This is a genomic window from Glutamicibacter sp. JL.03c (genome assembly GCF_025854375.1).
Taxonomy (GTDB): domain Bacteria; phylum Actinomycetota; class Actinomycetes; order Actinomycetales; family Micrococcaceae; genus Glutamicibacter.
Map to the genome: position 1 here is coordinate 911,949 of NZ_CP107575.1, position 13,332 is coordinate 925,280.

General features: G+C 61.3%; 15 protein-coding genes. 10 read left to right on the top strand and 5 right to left on the bottom strand.

Annotated features, from left to right (window positions below):
• Window position 1: 1 nt before the first annotated feature.
• On the bottom strand, window positions 2-454 hold the full coding sequence (locus OF385_RS04160) for an SRPBCC family protein (RefSeq protein ID WP_264277119.1): 453 nt from the start codon (window positions 452-454) through the stop codon (window positions 2-4).
• 320 nt (window positions 455-774) lie between these two features.
• Between OF385_RS04160 and OF385_RS04165 the strand changes: the two genes are divergently transcribed.
• The 6 genes from OF385_RS04165 to gatB all read left to right on the top strand — a co-directional run bounded on the left by OF385_RS04165 (window position 775) and on the right by gatB (window position 7,339).
• Window positions 775-1,305: a GNAT family N-acetyltransferase gene (locus OF385_RS04165; protein ID WP_264277120.1), complete on the top strand. Its 531-nt coding sequence runs from the start codon at window positions 775-777 to the stop codon at window positions 1,303-1,305.
• Between the two features lie 91 nt (window positions 1,306-1,396).
• The gene (locus tag OF385_RS04170; RefSeq protein WP_264277121.1) at window positions 1,397-3,310 is read left to right on the top strand and encodes a penicillin-binding transpeptidase domain-containing protein; all 1,914 of its coding nucleotides are present in this window, start codon (window positions 1,397-1,399) and stop codon (window positions 3,308-3,310) included.
• A gap of 38 nt (window positions 3,311-3,348) precedes the next feature.
• A complete protein-coding gene (locus OF385_RS04175; RefSeq protein WP_264277122.1) occupies window positions 3,349-3,900 on the top strand; it encodes a maltokinase N-terminal cap-like domain-containing protein in 552 nt (183 codons plus the stop codon).
• A gap of 85 nt (window positions 3,901-3,985) precedes the next feature.
• Window positions 3,986-4,282: an Asp-tRNA(Asn)/Glu-tRNA(Gln) amidotransferase subunit GatC gene (gene gatC / locus OF385_RS04180; protein ID WP_022875011.1), complete on the top strand. Its 297-nt coding sequence runs from the start codon at window positions 3,986-3,988 to the stop codon at window positions 4,280-4,282.
• Between the two features lie 4 nt (window positions 4,283-4,286).
• Window positions 4,287-5,825 carry an Asp-tRNA(Asn)/Glu-tRNA(Gln) amidotransferase subunit GatA gene (gene gatA, locus OF385_RS04185; RefSeq protein WP_264277123.1) on the top strand — a complete coding sequence of 513 codons (1,539 nt, stop codon included), beginning with the start codon at window positions 4,287-4,289 and terminating at the stop codon, window positions 5,823-5,825.
• Window positions 5,826-5,830: 5 nt separating this feature from the next.
• Window positions 5,831-7,339, top strand: a complete 1,509-nt coding sequence (gatB, locus tag OF385_RS04190) for an Asp-tRNA(Asn)/Glu-tRNA(Gln) amidotransferase subunit GatB (RefSeq protein ID WP_264277124.1) — start codon at window positions 5,831-5,833, stop codon at window positions 7,337-7,339.
• Between the two features lie 439 nt (window positions 7,340-7,778).
• Here gatB and OF385_RS16700 read toward each other — a convergent pair whose 3' ends face one another.
• Together OF385_RS16700 and OF385_RS04195 are read right to left on the bottom strand one after the other, a co-directional pair.
• Window positions 7,779-8,003, bottom strand: a complete 225-nt coding sequence (locus tag OF385_RS16700; protein ID WP_413468086.1) for a HutD family protein — start codon at window positions 8,001-8,003, stop codon at window positions 7,779-7,781.
• A gap of 333 nt (window positions 8,004-8,336) precedes the next feature.
• Window positions 8,337-9,284 (bottom strand): GlxA family transcriptional regulator, encoded by a 948-nt coding sequence (locus OF385_RS04195; protein ID WP_264277125.1) that lies wholly within the window; start codon window positions 9,282-9,284, stop codon window positions 8,337-8,339.
• A 70-nt stretch (window positions 9,285-9,354) separates the two neighbouring features.
• On the opposite strand from OF385_RS04195, the gene OF385_RS04200 reads away from it, so the two are divergent.
• On the top strand, window positions 9,355-9,930 hold the full coding sequence (locus OF385_RS04200) for a cysteine hydrolase family protein (RefSeq protein ID WP_264277126.1): 576 nt from the start codon (window positions 9,355-9,357) through the stop codon (window positions 9,928-9,930).
• Window positions 9,931-9,973: 43 nt separating this feature from the next.
• Window positions 9,974-10,228 (top strand): hypothetical protein, encoded by a 255-nt coding sequence (locus OF385_RS04205; protein WP_264277127.1) that lies wholly within the window; start codon window positions 9,974-9,976, stop codon window positions 10,226-10,228.
• 86 nt (window positions 10,229-10,314) lie between these two features.
• Here OF385_RS04205 and OF385_RS04210 read toward each other — a convergent pair whose 3' ends face one another.
• Window positions 10,315-10,788, bottom strand: coding sequence for a DUF664 domain-containing protein (locus tag OF385_RS04210; RefSeq protein WP_264277128.1), 474 nt, complete (start codon window positions 10,786-10,788; stop codon window positions 10,315-10,317).
• 165 nt (window positions 10,789-10,953) lie between these two features.
• Window positions 10,954-11,529, bottom strand: a complete 576-nt coding sequence (locus OF385_RS04215) for a HutD family protein (RefSeq protein WP_264277129.1) — start codon at window positions 11,527-11,529, stop codon at window positions 10,954-10,956.
• 141 nt (window positions 11,530-11,670) lie between these two features.
• Here OF385_RS04215 and OF385_RS04220 point away from each other — a divergent pair, with 141 nt between their 5' ends.
• Entirely contained in the window at window positions 11,671-12,582 is a 912-nt protein-coding gene (locus OF385_RS04220; RefSeq protein WP_264277130.1) for an aminoglycoside phosphotransferase family protein, read from the top strand.
• A 114-nt stretch (window positions 12,583-12,696) separates the two neighbouring features.
• Window positions 12,697-13,299: a maleylpyruvate isomerase N-terminal domain-containing protein gene (locus OF385_RS04225; RefSeq protein ID WP_264277131.1), complete on the top strand. Its 603-nt coding sequence runs from the start codon at window positions 12,697-12,699 to the stop codon at window positions 13,297-13,299.
• Window positions 13,300-13,332 lie beyond the last annotated feature (33 nt).

The following is a 13,332-nucleotide window of genomic DNA, read 5'->3' on the forward strand; positions in this document are numbered from 1 at the left end:
CTTATGTTGCTGAAGTGTTCACCAGGTACGCATTGCGCACCCGGATCAGTCGCGGCATGTACCAGCTAAGCACCAAACGCTCGGCCAACCAACCCAGCGGCCCCAGGGGCGCTTCGAAATGGATCTTGTCCACCATGATGGTGCCTGCCTCAGCGGCATGGAACTCATGCACGTGATGGAACTTCTTAAAAGGTCCGCGCACCTGACGGTCGGTGAAACGTGAGGGCTCCTCCAGTTCGCTGATTTCCGAGGTCATGCGCAGCGGCAACCCGAAATGCTTCGCTCGCCAGGTAACCTGCTCGCCGAGGCCTATTCGTCCGCTGACGACCCCGCCGACGGCCTGCTCGCCGGAACCGGCCATGGAACCGGTATGCGCATCGATGCTCAGGGATTTCTCGAAGAGCTCCTGCCGCGGCATATCGGTGATGGTGACGCATTCAAAGTAGACAGCCATGCGATCAGTCTGCCATGGGACGCAGGGCAGGGCACCCCCGGTCCGTAGTTCGCAGGCCGCACCACGACCCGGCACGGTTCGACACCCGAAGTGGCGCTATCCGCTAGCCGCCGCTTCGCCACCGGACGGTCATCCGCCCCACGCGGCCCGCCGTGCAAGAGCGGTGACCCCGAGGCTCCGCCAGACGGCGCGCCAACCTGCACTGGCCTGCGAGAGCAGGTGCCATGATCGAATGAGTCGAACCATGAGGCCGGGCAAATCCCAGGGCCCTGTGCCAGTGCCGGGCTGAACCCGGACTTTTCTGGCACACTAAGAGCATCATGAATCAGGCAGACACCTTCAGCTACCGCGCCAAAGATCTGGTCATCGAACTGGCAACGCCCGGGGACTTTGAGCGCGTGGGGGAGCTGACCGCGCAGTCATACTTCGCCGCAGGGCATTTCGAGACCCCCGAGCATGACTACCTGCAGTTTGTACGCAAAGTCCAGGAACGTTCCGAGCAATCCGAGATCTACGTTGCGCGGCGCCAAGGGGAGATCATCGGGTCAATGACCCTGATCCAGATCGGCAGCGACTATGCGGACATTGCCTTGCCGGGCGAACTGGAGATCCGGATGCTCAGCGTCGATCCGGCCGCCCAGCGCGCTGGCGTCGGCCGCGCCCTGGTCAACGCCAGCATCGAACGCGCTCGCCGACTGCCCGGAATCCATTCGGTCAGCCTGACCACCGGGGCCACCTGGCATTCGGCCAGGTCCCTCTACGAGTCCATGGACTTCGCCCATGCGCCACAGCGCGACTGGACCGTTCCCGGGACCGACATCAAGCTTGTGGTGTACACGCTGGAACTCTGAGACCGGCCTCAAAGCCCAAACGCAGGAAATAATGAGGTGTCGTCCAGGAGTTTTTTGCCAACAGTCCTCCCCGCGTGAATAGAATGGCGCTATGAGTGACCTTCGCCGTTCTGCCGTTGCCCTATCCGTTGCTGCCCTGGCCCTGGGATCGCTGAGCGCCTGCAGCGCTGGCGCACCCGATCCCGCCCCGGTGGCCGACGAGCTGGTTTCAGCCATCAACTCCGGCGACTTCTCCAAGGTGCAATTCGCCAGCTCCGATGCCCAGACAGTGGCCAAGGCCCAGGAAACGGCCTTCGGCCCCATGGGCGATATCAAGCACAACAGCACCGTGAGCTCGGTGGCCGAGGACGAGGAAGAAACTGACGGCGTCAAGACCGCCACGGCCGACATCACCACGGTCTGGGATGTCGACGAAACGGACAAGGACCTGAGCTACACCACCAAGGCCGTCTGGGAATATGACAAGGACGCCGAGCAGTGGAAGCTGCGCTTTGATCCATCGGTGCTCGCACCGGATCTGGAAACCGGCGGTTACCTCAAGGCCAGCTACCAGGCCGCCGACCGAGGCAGCATCACCGCGGCAGGCGGCAAGAAGATCGTCACCAACCGCCCGGTGATCCGGGTGGGCATCGACAAGACCCACACCGAAAAAGCCAATTGGGAAAAATCCGCCACCCAGCTGGCCAAGCTGGTCGACATCGATGAAGAGCAGTACGCCAAGACCGTGCTCGCCGCCGGCGACAAGGCCTGGGTCCAGGCCATCGTGCTGCGCGATGATGCCACCCGCGAAGTCACCGACGCAGAAATCAACAAGATCCCTGGAGCCACCTTCCAGGAAGACGAAATTCCCCTGGCGCCCACTCGCTCCTTCGCCCGCCCGCTGCTGGGATCCGTCGGCGAAGCCACCGCGGAAATCATCAAGAAGTCCGAGGGCAAGATCAAGAGCGGCGACCAGGTCGGCATGTCTGGACTGCAGTCGGCCTATAACGACACGCTTTCGGGCACCGACGGCGTTGTGGTTTCCCGGTACAACAGCGAGAACAAGGCTGAAGCTGAACTTTTCACCGCTGAACCTGTCGCCGGCAAAGACGTGGAAACAACCTTGGACATGGACCTGCAGCAAAGTGCCGACCAGCTGCTGGAAGACGCCGATTCCAATTCAGCCATCGTCGCCATCCGCCCCTCGGACGGCAGCGTGCTCGCTGCCGCTTCGGGCCCCGTGGACTCCGGGCTGAACACCGCCCTGCAGGGCGCCTACGCCCCGGGCTCATCGTTCAAGGTGATCAGCGCACTGTCCATGCTGCGTGCAGGATCCACCCCGGACTCCAAGGTCCAGTGCCCGGCCACCACGGTGGTGGATGGAAAGACCTTCAAGAACTACGACGGATACCCGGCCGCCCAGCTGGGCACGATTCCGCTGTCCGAAGCCATTGCCCAGTCCTGCAATACCGTTTTCGTGAACCAGGGAGCGGAAATCGGTGGCGAGAAGCTGGCTGAAGCCGCCGCAGCACTTGGCCTGACCGGAGAAGATGGCACAGGGGTCGGGGCGGTGCTCGGCTCGGTCCCCGATGACTCCGAGGGGACCACTCAGGCCGCGAACATGATCGGCCAGGGCGTGGTGCAGGCCTCGCCTCTGGGGATGGCCACCGTGGCTGCCTCGGTCCAGGCCAAGTCGACCGTCCAGCCAAAGCTCGTGGTGTCTCCGGAGCCCAACGCCCCAGCCAAGCCGGCCTCAGAGCTCACCGAAAAAGAGGCCGGGCAATTGGCCAGCATGATGGGTGAAGTCATCGACCACGGCACGCTCAAGGACTTGAATACGCTGCCTGGTGGCAAGATCATCGGCAAGAGCGGCACCGCAGAATACGACAGCGAGCGCAATGCCCACGCCTGGGCCATCGTCGCCCAGGGCGACCTCGCCGTGGCTGCTTTTGTCGAAGACGGCGATGGCGGGGCGCAGAGCGCGGGCCCGCTGGTCAAGGCAATGCTCCAAGCCGCGGCCAAGTAGGACTTGTGCGGCCATGGCACAGTTGACAGACTAAGCCCATGGGAATTGTCTACAACACCAGTATGTCGCCAAGCAAGGACGAGTTGGTATCTGCGTGGTTGCCCCAGCAGGACTTCTATACCGGTAAAGGCACCCCAAGGCTCCAGCACATCGGCGGCTTCCGCTTGGAGGACCCCGAAGGCAAAGTCGGCATGGAACTGCGCATCTACGCCGACCACTCGGACACCTCGGATGTGGTGTACCACGTGCCACTGACCTACCGCGAGGCCCGGCTGCCCGGCGGCGACAAGCACCTGATCGGAACCAGCGAGCATGCCATCTTGGGCGAGCGCTTCATCTACGACGCCGCCGGGGACCCGGTATTCATCGCCCAAGCCCGCCAACTGCTGGCCGGGAACACCACGGCGCAGCATCATTCCGAGTCCTTCACCGACGAGCCGCGGGTCAAGGTCAAAGGCCACACCGCTGGCAAGGATGCGGTGATTATCCGCAAGCCCGTTGTGACTGCCTCCGCAGGTGACGGGGTCATCGGCTACTGGGAAAACGCGCTGGGCCAGGAATTGACCGGTTTGGTATTGCGCACAGCATAACTACTGCGCCACATAAAGGTCTGATGGCGAGCCTGCAAGGGATAGACTTGTCTATGAAACCCAACCGCCATTCAAAGGGAGATACATGTCTGCCATCAGCCGTGAGGACGTTGTGCATCTGGCACACCTTGCCCACATCGAGATGAGCGGCGCAGAGCTGGACAAGATGACCGGTGAGCTCGACGCAATCGTCGGTGCCATCGCGTCCGTCAGCGAAGTCGCCTCCTCCGACGTCCCAGCCACCAGCCACCCGATCCCGCTGACCAATGTGTTGCGCGAAGACACGGTGGGGCAGACGCTGAGCATCGACGAAGTCCTGCTCAACGCCCCGGATTCGGATTCGGACCGCTTCAAGGTCCCGGCAATTCTGGACGGTGAATAATTCCATGAACGAACTGATCAAGCTTTCCGGCACCGAACTGGCCGCCAAGCTGCGCGCCGGCGAAGTTACCTCGGTTGAAGCCGTCCAGGCGCACCTGGACCGCATCGCCGAGGTGGACGGCGCACTGAATGCCTTCTTGCACGTGAACGCGGAAGAAGCCCTGGCAGTAGCCGCAGAAGTTGACGCCATCCGTGCCGCCGGTGGCGCCGAAGCCGAAGCGCTGCATCCGCTGGCCGGCGTGCCCATCGCGATCAAGGACCTGATCGTCACCAAGGGCCAGCCAACCACCGCGGCATCGAAGATGCTCGAAGGGTGGATGAGCCCGTACGACGCCACCGTGATCGAAAAGATCCGTGCTGCCAAGCTGCCAATGCTGGGCAAGACCAACCTCGATGAATTCGCCATGGGTTCCTCCACCGAGCACTCCGCCTACGGCGTGACCCGCAACCCGTGGAACCTGAACCGCATTCCCGGCGGTTCCGGCGGCGGCTCGGCTGCTGCCGTGGCAGCATACGAAGCTCCGCTGGCACTGGGCACCGACACCGGTGGATCCATCCGCCAGCCAGGTGCGGTCACCGGCACCGTGGGCGTGAAGCCGACCTACGGTGCGGTCTCGCGCTACGGCGCGATCGCCATGGCCTCCTCGCTGGACCAGATCGGCCCGGTCTCCCGCACCGTGCTGGACTCGGCCTACCTGCAGGAACTGATCGGCGGGCACGATCCAAAGGATTCCACCTCGTTGCCACAGGACCTAGAAGGCCTGGTTGCCGCTGCTGAAGCCGGTGCCACCGGGGACCTGAAGGGCCTGCGCGTTGGCGTCATCAAGGAACTGACTGGCGAGGGCTACCAAGAGGGCGTCCAGGCGCGCTTCAACGAGTCGCTGGAATTGCTCAAGGCCGCCGGCGCTGAAATCGTCGAGGTATCCTGCCCGAACTTCAAGTACGCGCTGGGCGCCTACTACCTGATCATGCCATCGGAGGTCTCCTCCAACCTGGCCAAGTTCGACGGTGTGCGCTACGGCAACCGCGTGCTGCCAGAAGAGGGCCCGCTGACCATCGAGCGCGTCATGGGTGCTACCCGTGCCGCCGGGTTCGGTGACGAGGTCAAGCGCCGCATCATCCTGGGCACCTACGCCCTGAGCGCCGGCTACTACGACGCCTACTACGGTTCGGCCCAGAAGGTCCGCACCCTGATCCAGCGCGACTTCGACGCCGCGTTCGAGCAGGCAGACGTGCTGGTTTCGCCCACCGCGCCAACCGTGGCTTTCGAGCTGGGCGCGAACGACAACGACCCGCTGGCCATGTACCTCAACGACGTGGCCACCATCCCGGCCAACCTCGCTGGCGTCCCGGGCATCACCGTGCCTGGCGGCCTGTCCGAGAACCTGCCGGTGGGCATCCAGTTCCTGGCTCCGGCGTTCGAGGACGCCCGCCTGTACCGTGCCGGCGCCGCCCTGGAAACCCTGCTGGAAAAGCAGTGGGGCCAGTCGCTGATCTCGCAGGCACCAGCCATTGACACCGCTTCGATCGCGCAGGAGGCCTAGAGATCATGAGCAATTACACCGATGAATTGGTCGACTTCGACGAAGCACTGGATCGCTACGATCCGGTCCTGGGCTTCGAGGTCCACGTTGAGCTGAACACCAAGACCAAGATGTTCTCCGACGCGCCGAACGCATTTGGCGACGACCCGAACACCAACGTCACCCCGGTCGACCTGGGTCTGCCCGGCGTGCTGCCAGTGGTCAACAAGAGAGCCGTGGAGTACTCCATCCTCATTGGCCTGGCCCTGAACTGCCAGATCGCCGAGAAGTGCGGCTTCGCCCGCAAGAACTACTTCTACCCGGACACCCCGAAGAACTTCCAGACTTCCCAGTACGATGATCCGATTGCCTTTGATGGCTACCTGGACATCGAGCTGGAAGACGGCGAAGTCTTCCGCGTCGAGATCGAGCGCGCCCACATGGAAGAAGACGCCGGCAAGCTGACCCACATGGGTGGCGCCGCAGGCCGCATCCAGGGTGCCGACTACTCGCTGGTGGACTACAACCGCGCCGGCGTGCCGCTGGTGGAAATCGTCACCAAGCCAATCGTTGGCGCCGGCAGGCGCGCCCCCGAGCTGGCCAAGGCCTACGTGGCCGCGGTGCGCGAAATCGTGAAGAACCTGGGCGTTTCCGACGCCAAGATGGAACGCGGCAACGTGCGTTGCGATGCCAACGTTTCGCTGATGCCAAAGGACGCCGAGAAGTTCGGCACCCGTACCGAAACCAAGAACGTGAACTCCCTGCGCGCCGTGGAGCACGCGGTGCGCTTCGAGATCGAGCGCCACGCAGCGGTGCTGGATTCCGGGGCGAAGATCGTCCAGGAAACCCGCCACTGGCATGAGGACACCCGTTCCACCACCTCGGGCCGCCCGAAGTCGGATGCCGATGACTACCGCTACTTCCCGGAGCCCGACCTGGTGCCGATCGTCACCACCGCCGAGTGGATCGAAGAGCTGCGCGGCCGCTTGCCAGAGCCTCCTGCAGAGCGCCGCAAGCGCCTGAAGGCCGAGTGGGGCTACGCGGACAAGGAATTCCGCGACGTGGTCAACGCCGGCGTGCTCGACGAGATCGAGCAGACCGTTGCCGCCGGTGCCACTGCAGCGGTAGCCCGCAAGTGGTGGATGGGCGAGATCGCCCGCCTGGCCAAGGCCGCGGACAAGGACATCGCCGATCTGGGCGTCACCCCTGCGACCATCGTTGAGCTGAACTCGCTGATCGAAGCGAAGAAGATCAACGACAAGATCGCCCGCCAGGTCCTGGAGTTCGTTATTGACGGGGAAGGCACCCCGAGCGAAATCGTCGAGAAGCGCAGCCTGGCTGTCGTGAACGACGACGACGCACTGGGCAAGGCCGTGGATGATGCCATGGCCGCCATGCCTGATGTGGTCGAGAAGATCAAGGGCGGCAAGATGCAGGCCATCGGCGCGCTGATGGGCCCTGTCATGAAGGCCACCCGCGGACAGGCCGACGCCGGCCGCGTCCGCGAGATCGTGATGGAGAAGCTGGGCCTCTAGCCCTTCGCTGAATACCACGCTGATGGCCCGCGCTCATGCCGAGTGCGGGCCATCTGCGTTTCATCCGTGCCCCACCCGGTGCTGCACGTGCCTGCCCGCCTTCGCCTCCTAGTGCCTTGCCAGGGTGGCCAGCACAAACTGTCCAGAAAATTGCTGCTCTGCAGGGCTTGCGAGGAAAACTGAATCCAGCCGGGCCAATGACTGTCCGCCGATTGGGCAGGAATCCTCCAGTGCCACCAGCACCTGGATCCTCGATTAGCGGAAGTTGGCGGCCGGCGAGTCCACGATCTGCACCGATGGTTCCCACTTGCTGCGCCGCCCCATGACGTCCAGGTCCAGGAAACCTTCGCTGGCGGGAGTAGCAGATACATCGTCTTCGCCTTCGAAGACGATGGCGTCTTCGACCGGCTACAGGACATTGCGGCCATTGACCACGAGGTCAACTGAGCCAGGGCCGAACGCCATTTGCCCGCGCCGCACTCCCGGATAGAAGCTTGTATGGCTGGGTGCCGGTGATTTCGGCAATACTGATCTTCCAGGTCCAGCTGTCATCGATTCCAGTGCTGTCGCTGCAGAGCGTGCGCGTGATTCCTTGTCCATTCTTCCAAGGTCGAGCTGCCAGCTGCGCGTAGCGGGTGATGGGAACGGGTGCCCTTGAATCCATGCTTTCGTGGTGGGGATCGAATAATCCATCCTTTCACCTCGTGACGACCCAATCATCGGCTGCTTGCAGCTCCCTGCCTGATACGGCATATTCTCACCGGCCAGCCACACGCGGATTGAAGTGCCCAAGGCTGGTGGCCCACGATCACGCCTGCACCATAGCCAGAGCCCATTGCCTGAGAGAGGCGGCCAGGTTCTGAACGGGCGCATCGAACCAGTGGAGCAATTTGCCGTGGGGACGGTGCCGGTCGAGAGCTTGCCGGCCAAGCGCTGTCCGGCGAGCCGAGACCGCCTGCACTGGCGAAAATGGCTTGGCAGGGGACAACCCCGATGATCAAGGACGTTGTCGGCGGAACGCTGCTGCGTGGTGCGTAGGTGCGACCCCCAGCCGGGCGATGAAATGCTTACGCAGCAGATCATCAGAAGCGAAGCCGACCTCGCGGGCAATGGCGCCCACGGGCAGGTCCGTCTGCTCCAAGAGACGCTGGGCCTCGCGGACGCGAAGGCCGTTGAGCCAAGCAAGAGGCGTTGTCCCGAGATTGGCGGCGAACCAGCGGTGAAAGGTGCGCGGGGACATGGTGCAGGCAGCTGCGAGTTCCTTGATGTTCCAAGGCCGCCGGAGATCCTCGCTGACCGTCAAATGCAATTGCTCGACGGAGGGCCAAGCCTTGATGGGGAGGCTGGTATCCGCATATTGGGCTTGCGTTCCCGGCCTGCACACAGGGGTGACCATTGCCTTCGCGACCGTTTCCGCCGCGCTGGATCCCCAATCCATCCGGAGCAAATGCAACAGGAGATCAACTCCTGCCGTGACACCGGCGGATGTCCAAACCTTGTCTCCGCCACAGTACAAATCCCGGGACCGGACCTCGACCTTCGGATGCCGCAGGGCAAGCTCTTGGGCGAAGCGCCAGTGGGTCGTCGCTGCCCGTCCATCAAGCAGGCCAGCGGCGGCCAGTGTGAATGCTCCGGTGCACAATGAGGCAACAAGCGCTCCGGCAGCCGCTGCTCGTGCTACGGCGGAGACTTCCTCGGCTCTAGGGGCTGCGAGCGGGTCGACGCAGCCCGGGACTACGAGGATGTCGAGCTGGTCAGCCGTGGAGAGCGCGTGGGTGCGCCGCATCGAATGGAGCGGATCAAGATCGGTGATGGCTCTGGCCGCGAGGATGCGGACCTCCGGCTGGGGCAGCCCCCGATCCGAGCGGTCATCGTAGACCTCGCGCGCAACTTCGATATCAAAGGCGCGGCGTCCTGGGCCCACAAGAATTCCCACGATGGTCATGGCGTAATCTTATCGAATCATGTCATTCATGCCATTGGTTGCCTCCTCCTTTCGATGATGAAGTGGAACCATGATTGCAAACAACACGACGGCTTTAATCGTGGTCGACATGCAGCAGGGTTTTTACGACGCCTCATGGGGGCCGACGACCAACTACCCGGAATGCGAGAACAACGTTGATCGGCTTCTTGCGGAATGGTCCGCCAGGCACATGCCGATAGTGATCGTCCGGCACGATAGCCGGAATCCGAATTCGCCCTTGTTCGCGGACGGAGCCGGCAATGGCCTTCACGAATCGGTGCAAGCGGTCAGAGCTGATCTGCTGGTGACTAAAACAGTGAATTCATCATTTTATGGTTCGCCGGATCTGGAAAGTTGGCTTGTATCGCAGCAGATCAAGCAGATTGTAGTCTGCGGAATCCAAACCAATCTATGTGTGGAGACGACCGCCCGCATGGGCGGGAACCTCGGGTTTGATGTCATTGTTCCTCTGGATGCCACACGAACGTTCGATCTGGCAGGGCCCGATGGCACCGTCATTCCAACTGCCACCTTGATGCAGGTGACAGCGACAAATCTTCATGGAGATGGCTTTGCGCGGGTCGTTTCGACGCGAGAGGTTTTGGAGTCATTTAAAGAAGACTGAAACGACAGCGGGTATCCGGCAGCTTGCGATGGCGACCAAACCCATGTCCAGGCAGACCGCAATTGACATGGTTTGCATGGGCTTGCGCCATGAATATCGCGTTCTTATCGAGCAGCAAGTTCGAGTTTCATGTTCGCCCGGACTGGACAAGCCCGAAGCCGTGAGATTCGAGGGGCAAACCAGAGTAGACAAAATAGGGATGCGCAAGGTGTTCCTGAAGGCTGGCTTCCTCAAGGAAGCCCACTATCGGATGAGCTGGCCCGCCGATGATGGCACAAGATTGGCATCGGTCGCCTAAGCCATTCTCCGCCAGGATTGGGAGAGTGGCGAAATGACCAGCTTCGACTGGGATGACCTGAAAATCTGACGTCGTCGTTCACGATTTCATTGAGCAGGGCGGCACAAGAAATCGCGAGTAATTTCCAGATGGCCCAAGTGCTGGCAAAACTCCTCGTACACATGCAGCAGGACGCCTTCGCAGGTGGACATCCAATATTCGGCCTCCCGGCCCCGTGGCAAAACGGCGGGAGCTTGCTGCATTTCGGTGCGCGAAATATCTGCGGCGAATGCTGTTCTGGTTTCGGAAGCCAACGTCATTGCTCCCGGCTTGTCCATTTTTGCGCTGCACTCTGCATCCCGATCCCGGGGGACTGTGATGCCGAGATTCACCGTTGAGGACCAGCGACGCATCATGCCGCAACAGTGCAACAGAATCTGCACCGGCGAGTTGCTGCCTTCCATCGGCAAGCAGCTGTTGATCAATTCGTCTGGAATTTCGTTGACGGTTTCGAACAGCTGGTCGAACTTGTCGAGTAGAAGTGTGGCTAGGATCTGCTCGCTGCTCGACAGTGAATTCATGCCCCGAGTCTAGACGAAAGCAGGCGTTGCCATGAGCCGCGGGCAAGAGCTGAAAGACGCATCGGCCAGACGACGGGAGCCTGCGTGCAGAGTAGCGTCAGAGTCAATCACTGGCGGTTTCAGCAGCAGGAAAAACCACGGCGTTCTCGGTAACCCCGGTTACACCTATTTGGTGTCCGTGCCCCGAGGGATCAAAGTTGCAAGATGAAAACGCCCCACAGTGGTTACAGGTGTATCTCTGGGAATCAGTAGTGCATCCAAGCATGCGAGTTCCGCACTTCCAACTCGACAGGTATTGTCCAATGCCACGAGGATTCTCACTTCGTTGCGCGGTGAACTCCCGGTGGTCGAGTCCACCGTGGAAACGCTAGCCTCCCATTTTTCGCCGATGAACATCAAATTCAGGGCCAGGAATCCAGGGCCCAGGGGTACAACTGAAACCTCGTCGTCGCCGGCAAACGCTGCTTGTTCACCAGCACGGAGGCGACTCGTCTGGCCACTAACGGTCAAGTCGATCTCGCCAGGACCTAAGGCCACCTGAATCCGCTGGATTCCCGGATATTGGCTGTAGGGCTGGGCCTGGGAAATTTCAGCAATGCTGACTTTCCAGGACCACGTACCACGGGCATCCGAGTCACTGAGGACGGTGCGCGACACTCCCTTGCCGTTCTTCCAAGGCTGAGCCGACAGGTTTGCATAGCGAACAACGGGAAGTACATGCATAGCGGTCTGCTTCCTCATGGATTCAAGTGGGTTTGATTGTCATCTTGCCATCAGAGATCTGGCCTGCTTCAATTCATGACACCAGGTGCGGCGCTTCACGGATTCCAATTCAGTGGGCTAAATTGCGGTCAGCTCAATGCGGAAGATTAGTATTGAGCGATGAGCCAGCCATCAGCTAAGAAGTCCGTCATGCCCGACGCTGAAGTCGACATCGATTTGTCAATGGTCCGCCAGCTGGTCGCCGCACAGGCGCCACAGTGGGCTCATGAAGAGGTCAGATACCTTGCTACCGGATGGGACAACGAGGTCTATCGCCTCGGGGATTCCCTGATGATTCGCTTGCCCCGACGACAGCTGGGGGAGGAGATTGGCATCAAGGAACGCCGCTGGCTGCCGCAAATGGCAAAGGACTGCGGGATTGATCTTGGCCTGGCGATCTTTGAAGGGCAGCCCACGTCCAGCTACCCCTATACTTTTTCGATTTGCCGCTACGTTCCTGGTACCAGTGCGGCTCGGTTCAAGCGGCCCGACCGCGATGGATACGCGGAAGAATTTTCTGGACTGCTGCGAGCTCTTCATCAACCTGCAAGTTCGCCGGAACCACGAAGCGGCTTTCGAGGTTGTGCGTTGGCGCAATTGGATGCACGGACTCGCGAGCAAATTTCGAACTTGGATTCGTCGTTGAGGCCCGGCGCCCTAGCGCTGTGGGAGGAAGCCGTTGAGGCTGAAGATTATCAGAGCGCTCCAGTGTGGATGCATGGTGATCCGCATCCACACAACACCATTGTTGGCGACGAGCTGCCGCATCCCGCTGTCTCCCTGGTTGATTACGGGGATCTATGCGTTGGCGACCCCGCCTCGGATCTGGGCATGTTCTGGATGCATTTCACCCCCACTGGCATTAGCCGAGCTTTCGAGAGCTATGGCATCGCAGTCGGCAGCCCAACGTGGAAACGAGCGCGCGGTTGGGCACTGCGGTATGCCATGCTCACCGCAAATCTTGGCACCGATGATCTTCTGGGTATTGTTGGGCGGGAAACCTTGGAAGTACTCCTTGCCTCCTCCGAGTAGGTCCGAAAGAGCACCACTTGAGCTGCTACAGACCGTAAGCTGAACTCAATCACCCGAGTATTGACTGTCTTGGCCAGCGAGAGGACCACTATGGATCTTGAGAAGAATCCGAGCGTGGCTGCACGTTTATGCCTCGAATCCCACGCGGAGCTATTGGAGCATGTGGTTGGTCTCGGCGACGTGAGCATGCAACAGGGCAGCAAATTGCCCGGTTGGTCCGTAGGCCATGTGCTGACGCATCTTGCGAGAAATGCCGATGCACATGCACGGCGTCTGGAAGGAGCCTTGAACGGCGAGGACGTTCCCAAATACGCCAACGGTCCAGAGCAGCGTCGCCAAGAAATTGAGGACGGTGCGGGGAATGCAGCATCTGAAATCTTGGCGGATCTTGAATCGAGCGTTCGTCGTTTAGACCGTCTTCTTGAGCAAAGCGAGCAGGCTCACTGGCCTAACGCCGATTTCATGGGCGGCGGGCACTACGGTGTTGGTGGTTGTCCAGCTCACCGCCTGCGCGAAGTCCAGATGCATCTTGTCGATCTTGGGCTGGGATACTCGCCAAGCCAGTGGCCCGAAGAATACACAATATGGGATCTGGGCAACCTGCTGGCCACGGTTCCCGAACGCTTGGCGAACCCGGAAGCGCGCACCGAGCTGGTTGCGTGGTTGGCCGGGCGCGGTCCGCTAGGCAAGGAATTCACCTTGGATCCCTGGGGCTGAGATGCATTGCTTGTGGCATCCAAATGCCCCTGG